This is a genomic window from Neobacillus niacini (assembly GCF_036961885.1).
In the GTDB taxonomy this organism is placed as follows: Bacteria; Bacillota; Bacilli; order Bacillales; family Cytobacillaceae; genus Neobacillus; species Neobacillus niacini_H.
In genome coordinates this window covers 22,007-37,477 of record NZ_JBALNQ010000031.1, presented here as the reverse complement: position 1 = coordinate 37,477, position 15,471 = coordinate 22,007, and the positions used below count along the sequence as shown (strand labels likewise).

General features: G+C 39.5%; 18 protein-coding genes. 9 read left to right on the top strand and 9 right to left on the bottom strand.

What is annotated here, in order from left to right:
* Positions 1-28 precede the first annotated feature (28 nt).
* Positions 29-772, bottom strand: a complete 744-nt coding sequence (locus tag V7124_RS14830; protein ID WP_335415141.1) for a Crp/Fnr family transcriptional regulator — start codon at positions 770-772, stop codon at positions 29-31.
* Positions 773-1,007: 235 nt separating this feature from the next.
* Here V7124_RS14830 and V7124_RS14825 point away from each other — a divergent pair, with 235 nt between their 5' ends.
* The 7 genes from V7124_RS14825 to V7124_RS14795 all read left to right on the top strand — a co-directional run bounded on the left by V7124_RS14825 (position 1,008) and on the right by V7124_RS14795 (position 7,675).
* Positions 1,008-1,445, top strand: a complete 438-nt coding sequence (locus V7124_RS14825) for a cytochrome C (protein ID WP_335415139.1) — start codon at positions 1,008-1,010, stop codon at positions 1,443-1,445.
* A gap of 16 nt (positions 1,446-1,461) precedes the next feature.
* Positions 1,462-3,330, top strand: coding sequence for a Sec-dependent nitrous-oxide reductase (gene nosZ / locus V7124_RS14820; protein ID WP_335490359.1), 1,869 nt, complete (start codon positions 1,462-1,464; stop codon positions 3,328-3,330).
* 107 nt (positions 3,331-3,437) lie between these two features.
* On the top strand, positions 3,438-4,004 hold the full coding sequence (locus V7124_RS14815) for a hypothetical protein (protein ID WP_335415133.1): 567 nt from the start codon (positions 3,438-3,440) through the stop codon (positions 4,002-4,004).
* Positions 4,001-5,341, top strand: coding sequence for a nitrous oxide reductase family maturation protein NosD (gene nosD, locus V7124_RS14810; RefSeq protein ID WP_335490356.1), 1,341 nt, complete (start codon positions 4,001-4,003; stop codon positions 5,339-5,341). Before V7124_RS14815 ends, nosD begins: the two co-directional genes overlap by 4 nt.
* The gene (locus tag V7124_RS14805; protein WP_335490353.1) at positions 5,305-6,102 is read left to right on the top strand and encodes an ABC transporter permease; all 798 of its coding nucleotides are present in this window, start codon (positions 5,305-5,307) and stop codon (positions 6,100-6,102) included. Before nosD ends, V7124_RS14805 begins: the two co-directional genes overlap by 37 nt.
* Positions 6,099-6,776, top strand: a complete 678-nt coding sequence (locus tag V7124_RS14800; RefSeq protein ID WP_335490350.1) for an ABC transporter ATP-binding protein — start codon at positions 6,099-6,101, stop codon at positions 6,774-6,776. The genes V7124_RS14805 and V7124_RS14800 overlap by 4 nt, the downstream gene beginning before the upstream one ends.
* Positions 6,773-7,675 carry a FixH family protein gene (locus V7124_RS14795; RefSeq protein ID WP_335490347.1) on the top strand — a complete coding sequence of 301 codons (903 nt, stop codon included), beginning with the start codon at positions 6,773-6,775 and terminating at the stop codon, positions 7,673-7,675. Before V7124_RS14800 ends, V7124_RS14795 begins: the two co-directional genes overlap by 4 nt.
* Positions 7,676-7,777: 102 nt before the next feature.
* Here V7124_RS14795 and V7124_RS14790 read toward each other — a convergent pair whose 3' ends face one another.
* From V7124_RS14790 to V7124_RS14775, 4 genes are all read right to left on the bottom strand, one after another.
* Positions 7,778-8,011, bottom strand: coding sequence for a hypothetical protein (locus tag V7124_RS14790; protein ID WP_335415120.1), 234 nt, complete (start codon positions 8,009-8,011; stop codon positions 7,778-7,780).
* 15 nt (positions 8,012-8,026) lie between these two features.
* Positions 8,027-9,106 carry a PQQ-dependent sugar dehydrogenase gene (locus V7124_RS14785; RefSeq protein ID WP_335490345.1) on the bottom strand — a complete coding sequence of 360 codons (1,080 nt, stop codon included), beginning with the start codon at positions 9,104-9,106 and terminating at the stop codon, positions 8,027-8,029.
* Between the two features lie 202 nt (positions 9,107-9,308).
* Positions 9,309-10,163 carry an HAD family hydrolase gene (locus V7124_RS14780; RefSeq protein WP_335490342.1) on the bottom strand — a complete coding sequence of 285 codons (855 nt, stop codon included), beginning with the start codon at positions 10,161-10,163 and terminating at the stop codon, positions 9,309-9,311.
* Positions 10,164-10,236: 73 nt separating this feature from the next.
* Positions 10,237-10,902 (bottom strand): DNA alkylation repair protein, encoded by a 666-nt coding sequence (locus tag V7124_RS14775; protein ID WP_335490339.1) that lies wholly within the window; start codon positions 10,900-10,902, stop codon positions 10,237-10,239.
* 134 nt (positions 10,903-11,036) lie between these two features.
* On the opposite strand from V7124_RS14775, the gene V7124_RS14770 reads away from it, so the two are divergent.
* Positions 11,037-11,192, top strand: coding sequence for a hypothetical protein (locus V7124_RS14770; protein ID WP_335490336.1), 156 nt, complete (start codon positions 11,037-11,039; stop codon positions 11,190-11,192).
* Positions 11,193-11,274: 82 nt separating this feature from the next.
* Here the strand turns inward: V7124_RS14770 and V7124_RS14765 are convergent, their stop codons facing one another.
* From V7124_RS14765 to ybaK, 3 genes are all read right to left on the bottom strand, one after another.
* Positions 11,275-11,478: a hypothetical protein gene (locus V7124_RS14765; protein WP_335490333.1), complete on the bottom strand. Its 204-nt coding sequence runs from the start codon at positions 11,476-11,478 to the stop codon at positions 11,275-11,277.
* Between the two features lie 104 nt (positions 11,479-11,582).
* Complete coding sequence (locus tag V7124_RS14760; RefSeq protein ID WP_335415105.1) at positions 11,583-12,689, bottom strand: PRK06851 family protein; 1,107 nt, start codon at positions 12,687-12,689, stop codon at positions 11,583-11,585.
* 213 nt (positions 12,690-12,902) lie between these two features.
* The gene (gene ybaK / locus V7124_RS14755) at positions 12,903-13,379 is read right to left on the bottom strand and encodes a Cys-tRNA(Pro) deacylase (protein WP_335415102.1); all 477 of its coding nucleotides are present in this window, start codon (positions 13,377-13,379) and stop codon (positions 12,903-12,905) included.
* Positions 13,380-13,557: 178 nt separating this feature from the next.
* Here ybaK and V7124_RS14750 point away from each other — a divergent pair.
* Positions 13,558-14,894 (top strand): IS3 family transposase gene (locus V7124_RS14750; protein WP_335490330.1). Its coding sequence is split into 2 segments (ribosomal slippage): positions 13,558-13,942 and positions 13,942-14,894, totalling 1,338 coding nucleotides; the frame shifts between segments, so codons are not numbered across the junction.
* A gap of 65 nt (positions 14,895-14,959) precedes the next feature.
* On the opposite strand, the gene V7124_RS14745 is transcribed toward V7124_RS14750, so the two are convergent.
* Positions 14,960-15,427, bottom strand: coding sequence for a hypothetical protein (locus V7124_RS14745; RefSeq protein ID WP_335490327.1), 468 nt, complete (start codon positions 15,425-15,427; stop codon positions 14,960-14,962).
* Positions 15,428-15,471 lie beyond the last annotated feature (44 nt).

Here is a 15,471-nt window from a genome sequence, read left to right as displayed (position 1 = left end):
GCTCATGAGGCCTAAATTCCATTTATTTTTAATAAGCCTTATTTAATAAGGTACATAGTCTGCACATATCAAGGATAATAATCTTCCTTGATTTCATATCGATGATTCCCTCTTTTTTTAGTTTCGAAAATACGCGGCTTACGCTTTCTCGTGTTGTCCCGACAACGGTCGCAAATTCTTGAATTGTCAATGGGATTTCAATATTCCACCTAGATGTGGAAGTATTAAACTTATTCCCCAATCTCTCCAACGTCTTTACCGTCTTCGCATATACATCCAACAACGCAGTATCTCTTAAGGTAGAGGTCATTTCCCGCAGCGAATCACTCATGTAGCGGATCATTTGAATCGCCAGCTCTGGATATTCATGAAGACCCTTCTCTAATTCCATTTTATCTAAAAAGAAAAGCTGACCATCCTGGAGCATAGTCGCAGTTGCCGGATACAGCTCTGAGGTTTTCGAAAAAAGACATGCTTCTGCAAACACATCCCCCTTTTGTTTTATACAAACAATGATTTCATTTCCATTCTCATCCTGTTTGGTTAGCTTTACTGCTCCTGAATGGACAAAGAAAACTCCCTTTGCTAGTTCATCTTCACCTATAACCTGGACACCCTTTTTAAAGGGTAACGATTGAATCCTTTTACTAATAAGGCTTAAAGATTTTTCTGATAAATCTTTGAAAATAACAATTTTCCGCAAGAAGTCTGCCGTTTGAACAGCTTCAATTCTATTTACATACGAGTCTTTTAAAAAGTGAATGGGATTCATATTTACCCTCCTTTCCTCGTGGGTATTTTCTTTTTGATTACCTTCATTGTAATAAATACCATCTCAACTTGTAGTGATAATCTTCACAAAACGTTCAAATTCTCTAAAGGCTTGTCATTGCAACCGCCTTCACAAAACGTTCAAACTTGTCTAAAAAATTGTGCGGTACGTCACACATTATCCCTAGAATTATTATTAGGATGTAAGTGTTCATTAGACAGAAGGAGGGGGAAGTATGAAAAAGGCGATTATCAGCTTTGTCGCAAGTTTAATACTTGGTTTTGGTCTTGGATACTTGGTGTTTGGTGTCGTCATGGGGGATTCCGATAAACAGCCTCAAACAGCTCAAACGGAACCAACTGAAAATACAAGCAAAACCGAAGAGAAACAGAAAGAACCAGAAACAGCTTCAGTAGATGAAGCGAATATCCTCAATAGTAAAGGATGTCTTGGCTGTCATGCCGTTGATAAGCTTGGTTTAAAAGGCGGAGCAACAGGTCCGGATCTTTCGAAAGCCTTTACAGAGGTTGAAGGTAAGCATGGCAAGTCATTAGATGAATTCTTAAAAGAGCCAACATCCGCGGTGATGTCTTCGGTTATTAGCGGCAGTCCACTTACAGATGAAGAACGCACGCAAGTGTTAGATATGTTGAAGCAAGCTTCTGAAAAATAAAAAGGTGGTGTGATAGATGAAAAAATGGGTTCCAATTGCCTCTGGTTTACTAGCAGGCTTTGTAGCAGCTACGATAACATTCGCAGATTTTTCAAAGAGTACAAACAATCAAGCCGCTTCCAATAGTAACAAGAGTGACGCTGAAAAGGTTTATGTACCCTTCGGTGAAAAAGATGATTACTACTTATTCGCATCAGGCGGCCACTCCGGTCAGATGTTTATCTATGGTGTTCCATCGATGCGTCAAATTCGTACCATTCCAGTATTTTCACCTGACTCGGCAACAGGCTATGGATTTGACGAGCATACAAAGAAATTGATGGGTGACTATACGTGGGGAGACCTTCATCACCCTGCATTCTCCGAAACAAATGGTGATTATGACGGTAAATATATGTTTGCCACAGATGTTGGGAATAGCCGTGCAGCAGCCATGGATTTAGAAACCTTTACGGTAAAAGACATTATTGATGTTCCAAATACTAGCGGCCCGCACTGTGCGGCCTTCGTTACCCAGAATACAGAGTATATGTTCCTGCCAACACGTTTTGCAGTCCCAATCGGCTCTGAATACAAGTCATTAGACGATTACAGCGAGCAGTACCGCGGGGTAATGTCAGCCGTAACGTTTGACCAAGACAAGGATAAACTAAATGTTGCTTACCAAGTAGCTCTTCCCCCATGGTCATACGACTTATCTGACGCTGGTAAAAAGGAATCTGGCGATTGGGCAGTTATGACCACATACAACACAGAAGAAGCAACAACCAATCTTGAAATTAACGCTTCACAGGCTGACCGTGACTTCATTGTTCTTTTCAACTGGAAAGAGCTTGAGAAAATGGTCGCAGACGGACAATATGATGAAGTAACCGGGCAAAAAATGATTTTCCCTGAAAAGCATAAAGGCGGTATATACCTTGTTCCTGTAGCAAAATCACCACATGGTGTCGACGTTACTCCTGATGGGAAACACTTTATCGCTTCTGGTAAACTAGCACCATCCATGACTGTATTCTCGTTTGAAAAAGCTTTTGAAGCAGTTAAAAACCAAGACTTCGCAGGAGAACGTAATGGTATTCCAATTATCAACTACGATTCTGTCATGGAAAGAGAAGTTAACCCTGAAAACGCATTAGGACCGCTTCACACGCAATTTGATGATAAAGGCATGGCTTACACCACGATGTTCATATCTTCAGAAATCGTGAAATGGGATCCAAAAACAGGAGAAACATTAGACCGTGTACCTGTTCAGTATTCACCTGGACATTCTGTAGCAGCTGAGGGTGACACCGTTTCACCTGATGGAAAATGGCTGATAGCCTTGAACAAAATTGCTAAAGACAGCTACCTGTCAGTAGGTCCATCACATCCTGAATCTATGCAATTGATTGATATTAGCGGCAAAATGAAAGTCATTCAATCTTCACCAGTTAACCCAGAGCCGCACTATGCACAAATTATTAAGGCCGATAAGATTAAAACCATTGAAGTATATCCGAAGGATGAAAAAAATAAGCTTGCGACTTATAAGCTGGACCAGGCTAGAATCGAACGTAACGGAAATGAAGTTCATGTCTACGGTATCGCAATGCGTTCTAAATTTATCTTTGACGCGAAAGCAAAACGTCCTGATGTAATCGAAGTCAATCAAGGAGATAAGGTGTTTATCCACTTAACGAATACGGATTTTGATGAGGATATTACCCACGGATTTGCCATCAACAAATACGACTTAAACATTGAAGTTCAGCCTGGCCAAACCAATACCATCGAATTTACTGCAGACAAAGCAGGAACCTTCCCGCTTTACTGTACTAACTTCTGTTCCGCACTACACCAAGAAATGACCGGCTACTTCCTTGTAAAACCTAAGAATTAAATCGAAAAGTTGCAGCCCTAGGCGTTGGAGCTAGACACAAAAAGATGGTAAGGGTATCAATTTTTAAAAATTGGTGCCCTTCTCCGTTTAGAAAGGACTTGTTTTCTATGAAAGGGAAAAAGTTATCCCTTGTTTCGTCATTACTGATTACGCTTGCTGCTATTTTGGTTGTTCTATCCTTATTCTTCCCCTGGTGGCAAATGGTTTTCTTTGCCCCGCAGTATCCAGAGGGATTAAATATTATCGTTTATCCAAATAAGCTCGAGGGTGAAATCGATATCGTCAACGGATTGAATCACTATATTGGTATGGAGAATTTCAGTGAAGAGAATTTCCCAGAATTAGCGTACTTATCTTACTTAGTTATTGGTCTAGCCGCTATTACCCTCTTAACAGCCATTTTGCGCAAAAAATCAATTCTATATGGATTAATTAGTCTATTTTTCATTGGCGGTGCGCTCGGTGTTTGGGACCTTACACGAGCACTTAAAAAATTTGGAACCAATTTAAGCCCGACTGCTCCTATAAAAATTGACCCATTTGTTCCGCCACTTTTAGGGCATAATACAGTAGCCAACTTTGTTACCGAAAGTATCCTTGGTTACGGGTCGTATTTCCTAATCGCGGCATTTATTTTATTACTGATTCCGTTATGGAAGGATAGAAATAGATGAAAAAACTACTGCTCTTTCTTTTCGTTTTCTCTATTACTTTTATCATCACCCCTGAGAAAAATAGTGCTGCCGAAAACTTGCAAGCTATCATCGACAGCTTGGAAGAAGGAGCAGTTTTGAAACTTGAAAATAAAACGTACGAAAGAAATATTGTCATCAACAAGCCCATAACGATTATTGGCGCTGACAAAACGGTGATCAAGGGCGACGGTACGGGCAACGTCATCTCTATCAAAGCAGCAAATGTCACCCTTAAAAAGCTGACCGTTTCCCATAGCAGTATGAACCGCAATTCCGCCGAGGAGTATGCAGGTATTAAAGTTCATACAAACGGGAATGTATTAGAACACATCAAAATTACTGATTCCTTTCATGGAATCTATTTAAGTCAGGCACACAAAAATAAAATCAGCTATGTTGATATAAAGGGAATGGGCAAGGGGGAAATTGCCGCTCAGGGAAATGGCATTCAAGTCTATTATTCTAATGATAACCTTTTGACTCATAATACGATCGAAGGTACGCGTGACGGAATGTTCTTTGATTATGCGAACAGGAACGAAAGCCTTGAAAATAATATTAGTGATACACGATATGGTCTGCATTACATGTATTCCGATGAGAACATTTTTAAGAAAAACACCTTTACGATGAACACAGGCGGCGCTGCGGTCATGAATTCGAATCACTTGCTGCTTGAGGATAACCATTTTATCGTTAACTACGGAAATCAATCATTTGGGTTGTTGCTCCTCCAAGCGAATGATAACCTTATTAAAAATAATACATTTTATATGAATCAACGCGGAATTTACATTGACCAAGCGACAAGAAACACTATCAAAGGCAATAAGATTTCGCAAAATCAAATTGGAATTGAACTTTGGGCTAGTTCCAATGAACAAATCTTTACAGAAAACCTAATTACCGAAAACACTATTCCCGCCGTGACAATAGGCGGAAGTGGCGAAACCAATCTCTGGAGTCAAGACGGCAAAGGAAATGACTGGGGAAGCTCTTTCCCGCTCACCGATTTAAACCAAAATGGCATTGGGGATTTTCCGATAACCTATCGTTCATCACTTTATCAACTAATTGAAGACCAAGAATTATCCTATTTATTTTTAAAAAGTCCAGCACTCGCTATTTATGAAAAAATGAATGCTGTAGTAATGGATGAAAAAGTTATGTTTAATGACCCACACCCACTGGCCGCTGCAAAAGGCAACCGAAATGTCCTCCTTATTGGAGTGATAGGGCTGGCCGCAGGGTTGATTTTATTGAAGGGGAGACAGATACTATGCATTACATTTGGAAGGAATGGAAGGAAAATATAAGAGGAAAAGGATTATGGCTCGCATTAAGCATCATTGTTCTCATTTCAGTCAGTATCTTGTTTCGTTCCACTGCCCTTTCATTTGATAAAGGCTTTTATGTCCTCTTACTAAATTTGTTTGATACGATTATTTATTTCATCCCGATCCTCTGCTTGTTTATCGGCGCATTTTCTATCTTTCAGGAAAAGGAACAAAAGACGCTGATCATGCTATTAACCAAGAAAGATAGTTATACGAGCTTTCTGCTAAAAAAAAGTCTCGGCTTGTATACGATTGTTCTTGTTCCGATACTAGTCTGGTTCTTTCTCTATTTATTGTTCCTTAAGTTTAATTTCCAGATTGATATAAAGGCATATTTCATCTTTATTTTAGCCATCGTTACGATGTCACTCGTGTTCCTTCAAATGGGGGCAGCGATAGGCAGCTTTAGCCGCTCGAGAATGCAAATTATCGGGTATACGATTTTTGTATGGTTTTACTTTTTCTTCTTACACGACTTTATCTTGCTATCATTTTTACCGGAAGTGACACATGAAAGTGTAAAACTATTTTCAGCTGGATATTTTTTAAATCCCCTGCAGGCCATTCGGATGTTCTTGGAAACTGGTATGGGCGTTTATTCATTTGGTCACATGTCACGGCTGCTCCAGGCCTTTATGTGGACAAAACCGGTATTCTTTCTGCTTGGAAATCTGGTATTCTGGCTAATTGCGTCCATCACTACAGCAATTGTGTTTCACCGTAAGGAGGGCTTCGAATGATAACCGTAACCAATCTAAACCAATCCTTCGGGAAAAAAATGATTCTTGAGTCTATAAATATAGAAATTAACAAACATGAAATTTGTGCACTAGTTGGCCGTAATGGTGCTGGGAAATCTACTTTTATTAATAGTCTTCTTGGTTTACTTCCTGTTAAACAAGGATCGATTTCCATTAACGGCGTTCAAGTAACAAAGAAAAATCATGATTGGAAAAAAGCAATTGCTTACCTGCCAGAAAAATTCCAGCTTTATCCAATGCTGACTGGTTTTGAAAATATCACTTTCTTTGCGGAGGCCGTTGCAAAAAACGTTGATCAAGAACGTGTAAAATCTATTTTAACGTCGGTAAGTTTGTGGGATGACCGCGATGTTCAGGTGAAGAAGTACTCAAAAGGGATGTTGCAGCGACTTGGTTTAGCGATTACTCTTTATCAGGATTCAAGTATTCTGATACTCGATGAGCCTACAAGTGGGATTGACCCCATGGGACGAAAGGAAATTCTAGAAGTGTTAAAATCGCTTCATGATAAAACGATCCTGCTCTCCTCCCATCATCTCGATGAAATCAAACAGGTCTGCACCCATGTGGCCTATTTAAATAATGGAAAAATGGAGAAATACAAGGTTGAGGAATTTTTACAAACGCATAATCTTGGAGGGATTGAATCATGAAAAAAGCAATAACGTTGACCGCACTGCTTTTCCTTGTACTACTTGCAGGCTGCAGTGCAGACCCTGAATACAAAATTGAAGTAACAAAACCGATTTATTTTCAACAGGATACAGAGGTTCCTTTTGAAATAAAAGTAACGGAAGCTAAAAAAACAGTTGAAGGTCTAGATATTTCTGCTGTATTTTCAATGACAAATATGGACCATGGTACAACGGAAGTGCAGTTAACTGAAGGAACAGACGGTATGTACGAGGGCAACGTCCAGCTGCCAATGGGAGGTAAGTATGAAATTGTTTTTATGCTCGAAAAGGATGGTAAAAAAACGGAAGAGGTTATTAATTATGAAGTTAAAGAACCTAAAGGTGTAGCTTCGATAAATGGAGAATGGATCACAAATGAGGATTTAAACTTTTACAAGTTTATCAATTATCTACAACTTGCCATCAATCGTGAAACCGATCAGAAGCGCTACACGGGTGACCAACTGAAGGAAGCATTATCCTACTGGGATTCACAAGAAAAGCTGGTTGAGGACAAAAATCAATTATTAACGCAAATTGTTCGTCTCCGCGCAATGGCGATGCTCGCTGAAGAGAAGGGGCATACTACCGTCGATACGGAAATTGAAACAGAAATCAACAAGGTCCGCGACCAATACAACCAGTTCGAATCCGCCAAAGCCATGATTAAGGAATATGGTGAAGAAAAATTCTGGGAAACTGAAAAGCAGCAATACCAACTAATCGTCCTTACCCAAAAAGTACAAAAAGATATCGTCGAAAAAGTAAGAAAAGAAAACCCAAAAATGGGCGAACAAGAAATCTACTTCCAAGCCCAAAAACAATACGAAGAACTCCTAGTATCACAGGTTAACTCGTTGAAAATAGAAATACTGTAACGGTGTTAACGGTATCAACAACGATGACAACAACGGTGACAGGCACCATTTATGCAAAATAATCCATTTATGCAATGGATTTTGTATAAATGGTGCCTTGGTTTATTCTTCTGGTGTGTTCATGATTTTTAGGGTTTTGAAGCCGAGGTTGATTTTGTAGTTTAGGTTCCAGTTTGCGCCTAGTATTTCTATTTCGGTCTCTTGGAGGGTAAATCTGATCATGACGTCATTGCCTTCGTCTATGATGACGTATGCGTTTTTGTTGGTAAATATTTGGAATGTTGGATGGGCTATTAGTGTCCAGCCATATTGTAATTTGTTACTTTTTGTACTCATGACTACACCACCTCTTTACTTCAAATCGTTGAGTAACACTCGGTATAATTTATCATCATTTTCATCGGGGTTTCCTCTGCCGTCGGTATTGTTGCTGACAAAATAGAGGTACTCACCGTCCGTATACACATCTCGTATTCTTCCTAATCCCGTAATCACAGGGCTTGTAGTCAGGCTTTCTATATTAAACTCTCTGACTGCATTGCCTCGTAATGCTGCTGCGTACAGCTTTCTATTATCGGCAGCTATCCCTGAAGGTGCCCAAGTTTCCTCACCTGATTGAAATAAGGGTGTCTCCATTCCTGCCTTCGTTTCTGTCCCCTCAATGACGGGCCATCCATAATTTGCACCTGGCTTGATTCGGTTAATTTCATCATGTGCAGATTGACCATGCTCGCTTGCGTATAGAATATCCCCCAGCCACACTAATCCCTGAGGATTTCGGTGCCCATAACTATAGACATAGGAATTCTCAAATGGATTGTCCCTAGGAATACTTCCATCCAAGTTCATTCTAAGGATTTTTCCATTCAAGGACTTCACATCCTGTGCGCTTTCAGGCACTGTGGCATCACCAGTGGTAATGTACAGCTTTCCATCAGGACCAATCTTCAAACGACCGCCATGGTGGTAGGCGGCGCTCGGAATGCTATCCAGAAGGATAGATTCCTCTGTCCACTTATTACCTTCTTGGTGCAACATTATCACCCGGTTAAACTGCCCCTGTCCATTTTCATACGTATAATAGGCAAACGCCTTTTGATTGCTAGGAAAATTAGGGTCGAGGACAAAGCCAAGCAAACCGGCTTCCGCTGCCTTCGCAAGTGGTTTTTTCAATTCTACGGTCTGGCGTTCCATTTTCCCATTATCAATCTTTACGATACTCCCTGTTCGTTCACTTACGTAAAAAATCTGATTCACCTGATTAATCGCCCACGGTACACGCAATCGTTCAGCCACAATTTCAATCTCTGGCTGCCAGACAATCGCCTCGTCCTCTTGCTGGCCCTTGGGCTGCAGGTTTTCTTTTTCAAAAAGAGAGCAACCTGAAATCAATAATAGCATCGATATAAAAATGGAACCCATTTTGCCCATCCTTATCTTCCTTCCTAAGGCTCTTTTCTTAAACTTTGTTGCTTTTTGTAACAAAAATTAATGATTCTGTGTCTTAGTAGACAAACAGCTGCAATTTAATAAGAAAAGAGCTTGCAAACTAAATTCAAACGCGCAAAATAACTATTTCCACGTTAAAATCGGCTTTAGGATTTTAACAACAAACGTTACGAAAACAGCCTTACTATAAAACTTCCAGTATCGCCTTGGCCACTCCATGTTCATCGTTTGTGGCGGTGATTACATCGCAGAGAGATTTAATTTCATAGGCTGCGTTACCCATTGCCACCGCTCTGCCAACTCGTTCTAGCATCGAGACATCATTAAAACTATCACCCATCGCCATGGTCTCAGCTAATTCCATTCCGTTGGCTTTTACAAATGCTTCTAAGGCAATTCCTTTTTGAGCTTGTCGATTGGTAATTTCTAAATTCTCATGACCTGAACTTGATACGGCCAACTGTGTTAAATCTTCTAAAGAGGCTGCTGCTTTAGCCATCTTTGCAGAGTCAAAGTCAAAAGCCAGAAGCTTATAGATCTGGTACTCATCATCATTAAAAAGAAGGTCATAATTTTCAACCTGGTGAACCAACCCATTTCGGATTCGAGCACCTGCTTTATGGACGACTTCCTCTTGGTTCAAATCAGGATTCGCACTCATAACAATATCCACGAGAATCGAAACGGCCTTTTCAGGATCTAGCGTGTAGGTACCCTTGTTTGAATAAACTTCAAAATAAATATCCCTTTCCTTTAACATCTCAGCTGCTTTTTTAACAACCTGCTTATCGATGGGTGTAGCAGAAAACATTTCTCCTTCTTTTGTACGTACTTCTGCACCATTTACACAAATTGCGGGACAATGTAAATCGGCTTCATCAAGGACAAATCGCACCTCCTGATAAGACCTTCCCGTTGCCACAACCACTTCAATTCCCTGTGCCTGTGCTTTTAGAATCGCTTCCTTATTTTCTTGACTAACCTTTTGGTAAGAGTTTAATAACGTTCCATCCATATCTGTAGCAATACACTTAATCATGTTGTCACCTATATCCCTTTCCAATGTTACCGTCATTCTAACATGATACCACTAGACATTTTCACCATTTTGCTCATGAAAGATACTTACTGCCCTCTCTTACACTTAACCGTGCTAGCTGGTTTCCCTCTATAAAAGTTTTAACGGACTCTGAATTGGTTTTAGAATACTCCCTTAATGCCCAGCCGATGGCTTTTTGGATAAAAAACTCTTTGCTGTCAGTATTTTTAAGTATGTATTGATAAAGCAGGTTCTCATTTGTTTGTTCCTTATATTTTAATTGAAAAAGAATCGCCGTCCTTCTTAACCACATGTTATCGTGAACGGACCACTGGTTAATCGTCTCTTCGATTACCTCAGGATATCTCTTGACGATTTCTCCCACTAGCGGGGCAAGACCATCGACACTATCCCACCATGATTTAGTCGTAAGTAACTCTTCGAAAAATGGAATCACATCTTTTGGCAGTTTCTTATGATACTTTCCTATATATGTGATTGCTGTATACTGATACTCTCTTTCATCCTTTTCCCACAGCCTTAACACGAACTTTTTGTCAAATGGCTCCTTCAAGATTTCTGTCTGTTTAAAAAATTGTCTTTTAAGCTCTTTTCGTAACGGTGACTTAATTCCTAAGAAAGGAAAATGCTCCTTCATATACTTGCGCATTGGACCTGCATTTTCTTCATTACGATGGTTTTCGTACAATTTTATTAGTACCTCTTGTTCATTCCTCAACCTTCTACCCCCTACGTAATGGTATATTCTTTATAAAAATTCGATATGTTCCTGCTTTCCCCTTTTTAAAAACGAATAAAGAATAAGACTGATGCCAAACTATAGTGTACCAAACTAAGAAAGGAGAAAAAAATATGACTAAAAAGGTTAATAAAGGCAGTCAAAATCAAAACTCGCCACAGGCAGGGCATGCTGAGGCTGAATTCGCCAATGAGTTTGTCAGCGGCGATAACAGCAAAGGGAATAAGCGAAATAAAGGGCAGCAAAGCAAAACAAATCCTCATAAATAAAGGCTGTTTTTTCACGAAAACACGGCTAATCATAAGAAAAAGGAGAGTCGGCTTACCACTTAAGGAGGCCGACTCATTAGGTTTATTGAGGGGTGGAAATAGCTGCAGGTGAAGTACGAATGTCTTTATTTTCCTCATTATTGAACTGATTCTGTAAATCGATGTTGGTTCTCTCGGCTTTTGATTGTACCGGAACGGGAGCATGAACCTTGCCATCTTCCAATTGTTTGTTGATTTCAATATTCGCTTCTACGGCGGAATTGTCTACATTCGCATCTTTTTTCATGTTAAATAGCTCCTTTAATCGTGAAATGGGTTTTGGAAATTATTTTATCTTTCCCAAATCATCTCATAAAAAAACTGCCCCTTTTATGGGACAGTTCATTATTCCTATTGAGTACTTACAAGTGCAGCTAATTCTTTCATTTCTTCTACTATCCTCACCTGAATTTGTTCGACAATCGAAAAGTCCATGGCTGGTACATAAATGGCTTCAAGCTCATCATGAAGTTCTTTCGCTCTCGCTAAATATGAGATGGCTTCCTTCATTTTCCCCTTATAGCTTGCTGCAATCGGCTTAATTTTGTCTTCATAGATTTCATCCGTCCCAGGGGTAATCAGTAATTCATACATATCAATGATCTCATCCCCGGCACGGCTTGGAAAATACTCATGTGGAGCTGTACTGTCAAAGATGGCAATGCCAAGCTCTCTAAAAATCACCATATCCAAGCTATTCGGGTCAAATCCGCAATGATATACCTCTGTATCGATTCCTCTTGCTTCTGCGGCAGCAGCCAGCTTTTTCAACAAGGTTGACTTTCCGGAACCAGGACGTCCTTTAATAAAGTAACGCTTGCCGATACCCTCTGTTAAATTCGGGACAAAATCAACCGCCCCTTGTGGTGTGGCTGCACCTAAAAATCGATGACGGATATCTGATTGCTTATTTATTTTTAACTTACCAAAAAAAGATTGAATTAATTTATTGGTCAGTTGATCGGCTTTTTCAAAATCCATGTTTTCTATATAAATTTTTTCCCAATCATCATGAACATCCAAAGCCTGTTTAAAGGTGGAATAGGCTAGATTAAACGAAGCACTAATCCGATTGGATAGACGTTGAATGTTCTTTTTCTCAACAGCAAGCGCCTTTGCATCCCAAGCTTCACCTAGATTTATATATTGCTCGACAGCACCTGGAGCTTTCGGCTCGATTACATGCGGAGCCGTCCCGTCTACAATCCCCACCTTTAAGGCACGGATGATCACTCCATCAATGGAATTGTTATCGGATGAGCAATGCAAGAATTCGATATTATATCCCTTTTCAATCCATTCGTTGCCTATCATTTTCATCAGTGAGGATTTACCTGTCCCAGGACCACCTTTAAGTATATAGATTCGTTCAAGTCCATCGAGATTTGAATCATATAGGCTGTGGAATCCCCTAGCTGTATTTCCACCTGCAAAATAATTTAAGATCTTTCCTGCCACTTTTTAACACTCCCTTTAACGTGACATAGCAAAGTTTCGTTTGTCTAGCTTCAGCGCCTAGGGGCTCGGGGTCATAAGCAATCCGTCAAGAAGGTTAAAGTGCAACCTTCTTCGCCGGCTCGACTTATGCCTGTCGCCCCTGTGCGAGGCGCTTCCGCTTTTCATTTCACCATATCCTATGCAATCTCGATTTATAGGTGAATGCCTATCAAATTATTTTCTTACATCAACGGTTTCAGCCTTTGTTAGATTCACCAACATTTTCGGGTCAATGACCATTTGGACACCTATTTTTCCAGCGCTGACCACTATATTTTCCAGTTCTAAGCAGCTTTTATCTATAAATGTCTTATATTCCTTCTTCATCCCAATGGGGGAGCAGCCGCCGCGGATGTATCCTGTCCATTTTAAGATATCCTTAACAGGTATCATTTCGATATTCTTTTCCCCAGCTGCCTTTGCTGCCTTCTTTAAATCTAATTCCGCTTCAACTGGAATGACATATACATAAATACTTTTACTAGCTCCTTGTGCGACAAGCGTTTTATAGACTTCAAGCGAATTTCTGCCAATTTTCGCTGCGACAGAAACGCCGTCGATTTTTCCATCTTGTTGGTCGTATGTAAGCACCTCATAGGCTATCTTTTTTGCATCAAGTATCCGGATGGCGTTTGTTTTCACCTTAGCCATTTTCCTCATCCTTTATTAGTTTTACAATAATTATAACAATTTTCTTGTACCATATAAAAAAAGGTCATGAACTCTTCTAAACTGTACCCGATAGAGTAGACACTTAAAAAAAGGTCTGCCCTATTGGGTACTTTTCTGTATAATGAATAAAAAATGTTTGGAATCGGAGAATAATCAAATGTCAAAAAAACTCTTCACTGATAAAGAAATAGAGATCCTTTCTAATAACCCTTATGTCAAATCTGTTAGTACAAAAGGAATTACTTACACAGATAAATTTAAAAGTATTTTTATATCTAATAGCGAGAATGGAAAATCACCACGACTGATTTTTGAGGAAAATGGTTTTGATATTGATATCATTGGTATCGTTAGGGTTAATAGAGCAGCTTATAGATGGCGTGTTGCTTATAAAGAATCAGGAGTATTAGGACTTCGCGATACACGTAAGGATAATTCAGGGAGACCGATTAACAGAGAGCTTGGTTTAGAAGAAAAAAATGCAAAATTAGAAGCTCAAATTCAACTTTTGCGGGCTGAAAATGAGTTACTAAAAAAGTTAGACATGATGGAAAGGGGGCTGGAGAGAAACGAGTAAAAGTAACAGCGGAACAGAAGTTCCTTTTAATTCGTACAGTAATTGAAAAGTATGATCTTAAACATATGGTGAGTTTTTTATGCGAAATTTCTAGAGTTTCTCGATCTGGTTATTATAATTATTTTTCTCCGAAGTCTCAGGAAAATAGAGAACGCCGTGAAAAAGAGGACTTAATTTTAAAAGAGAATATTTTAAAGGCGTTTTATTTTAAACGACGTAATAAAGGTGCTCGCCAAATTAAGATGACGTTAAAAGGGCAGTTTGATATTAAATATAATCTTAAACGAATACGAAGAATTATGAAGAAATATAAGATTGTATGTCCAATTAGAAGAGCTAATCCATATAAGAAGATGTTGAAAGCTACACAAGAACACTCCGTACTACCGAATTTACTAAACCGTGAATTCAAACAAGAAATCCCAGGTAAAGTATTACTCACTGATATTACCTATTTATATTATGGGAAGGGACAAAAAGCTTATTTGTCCACTATTAAGGATAGCTCCACGAATGAAATATTGGCCTATAACCTATCAGATCGTCTTACTTTAGATTTAGCAACGGATACATTGATAAAGTTAAAGAATAATAGAAAAGTAAAGTTTGCGGAAGGAGCCTTTATTCACTCAGATCAAGGAGTACATTATACTAGTCCTACTTTTCAGAAGCATGTAAAAAAATTAGGTCTAGGACAATCTATGTCAAGAAGAGGAAACTGTTGGGATAATGCTCCACAAGAGTCTTTTTTCGGTCATTTTAAGGATGAAGCATATATAAAACCATGTAATTCCTTAGATGAACTTAAAAGAGAAATAAGGAGTTATATGACCTACTATAATAATTTTAGATATCAATGGAATTTAAAGAAGATGACTCCTGTTGAATACAGAAATCATCTTCTAAATGTGGCATAACCTTTTTTTAAATGTCCTTTACAACGGGTACAGTTTACTTCAGTTCAAAACCCTATTTTAGTCATTTACGAGCATCTAAAAGAGCGAATTCTTCTTAAGTCTGTTCCATAATATACCCAGCGGAAGTTTCTCCAGCGGTATCCAGCAACTGAATCTCTTCCAACAAACGTTGGATAAAACCAGAAGCTATTACCACTATTCAGCCAAACAAAGGTAAAGCGGTAGAGGCAGCCCCTAATCGCTCCTGGGTCAACTGCGAATGCAGAAACTGATTCTTGCGGCGTGTACGAAGGCGGGGGTGTAGATGGCGCGTCACCTTGTTGTTGTCCTCCTCCAAACGGCGGAAACCCCTGTTGTCCACCACCAAACGGAGGAAATCCTTGCTGCCCTCCGCTAAATTGTAGTAACCCTTGTTGTCCTCCGCTATATGTCGGAGGCAGGAATCCGGGTTGCTGCCCACCACCAAAACGAGCTTGCTGTTGGTTTGGTTCTGATTCAGGGCCGTACTGGCTGGGATAACCATAATCATTCAAGACATATTCCTCCTTTTTCTGTTATCCCTTTAATGTATGATAAA

Excerpts from the sequence above, each read along its gene's own strand:
- V7124_RS14830 (WP_335415141.1), bottom strand. The coding sequence starts at position 772 with ATGAATCCCATTCACTTTTTAAAAGACTCGTATGTAAATAGAATTGAA.
- V7124_RS14825 (WP_335415139.1), top strand. The coding sequence starts at position 1,008 with ATGAAAAAGGCGATTATCAGCTTTGTCGCAAGTTTAATACTTGGTTTT.
- nosZ (WP_335490359.1), top strand. The coding sequence starts at position 1,462 with ATGAAAAAATGGGTTCCAATTGCCTCTGGTTTACTAGCAGGCTTTGTA.
- V7124_RS14815 (WP_335415133.1), top strand. The coding sequence starts at position 3,438 with ATGAAAGGGAAAAAGTTATCCCTTGTTTCGTCATTACTGATTACGCTT.
- nosD (WP_335490356.1), top strand. The coding sequence starts at position 4,001 with ATGAAAAAACTACTGCTCTTTCTTTTCGTTTTCTCTATTACTTTTATC.
- V7124_RS14805 (WP_335490353.1), top strand. The coding sequence starts at position 5,305 with ATGCATTACATTTGGAAGGAATGGAAGGAAAATATAAGAGGAAAAGGA.
- V7124_RS14800 (WP_335490350.1), top strand. The coding sequence starts at position 6,099 with ATGATAACCGTAACCAATCTAAACCAATCCTTCGGGAAAAAAATGATT.
- V7124_RS14795 (WP_335490347.1), top strand. The coding sequence starts at position 6,773 with ATGAAAAAAGCAATAACGTTGACCGCACTGCTTTTCCTTGTACTACTT.
- V7124_RS14790 (WP_335415120.1), bottom strand. The coding sequence starts at position 8,011 with ATGAGTACAAAAAGTAACAAATTACAATATGGCTGGACACTAATAGCC.
- V7124_RS14785 (WP_335490345.1), bottom strand. The coding sequence starts at position 9,106 with ATGGGCAAAATGGGTTCCATTTTTATATCGATGCTATTATTGATTTCA.
- V7124_RS14780 (WP_335490342.1), bottom strand. The coding sequence starts at position 10,163 with ATGATTAAGTGTATTGCTACAGATATGGATGGAACGTTATTAAACTCT.
- V7124_RS14770 (WP_335490336.1), top strand. The coding sequence starts at position 11,037 with ATGACTAAAAAGGTTAATAAAGGCAGTCAAAATCAAAACTCGCCACAG.
- V7124_RS14765 (WP_335490333.1), bottom strand. The coding sequence starts at position 11,478 with ATGAAAAAAGATGCGAATGTAGACAATTCCGCCGTAGAAGCGAATATT.
- ybaK (WP_335415102.1), bottom strand. The coding sequence starts at position 13,379 with ATGGCTAAGGTGAAAACAAACGCCATCCGGATACTTGATGCAAAAAAG.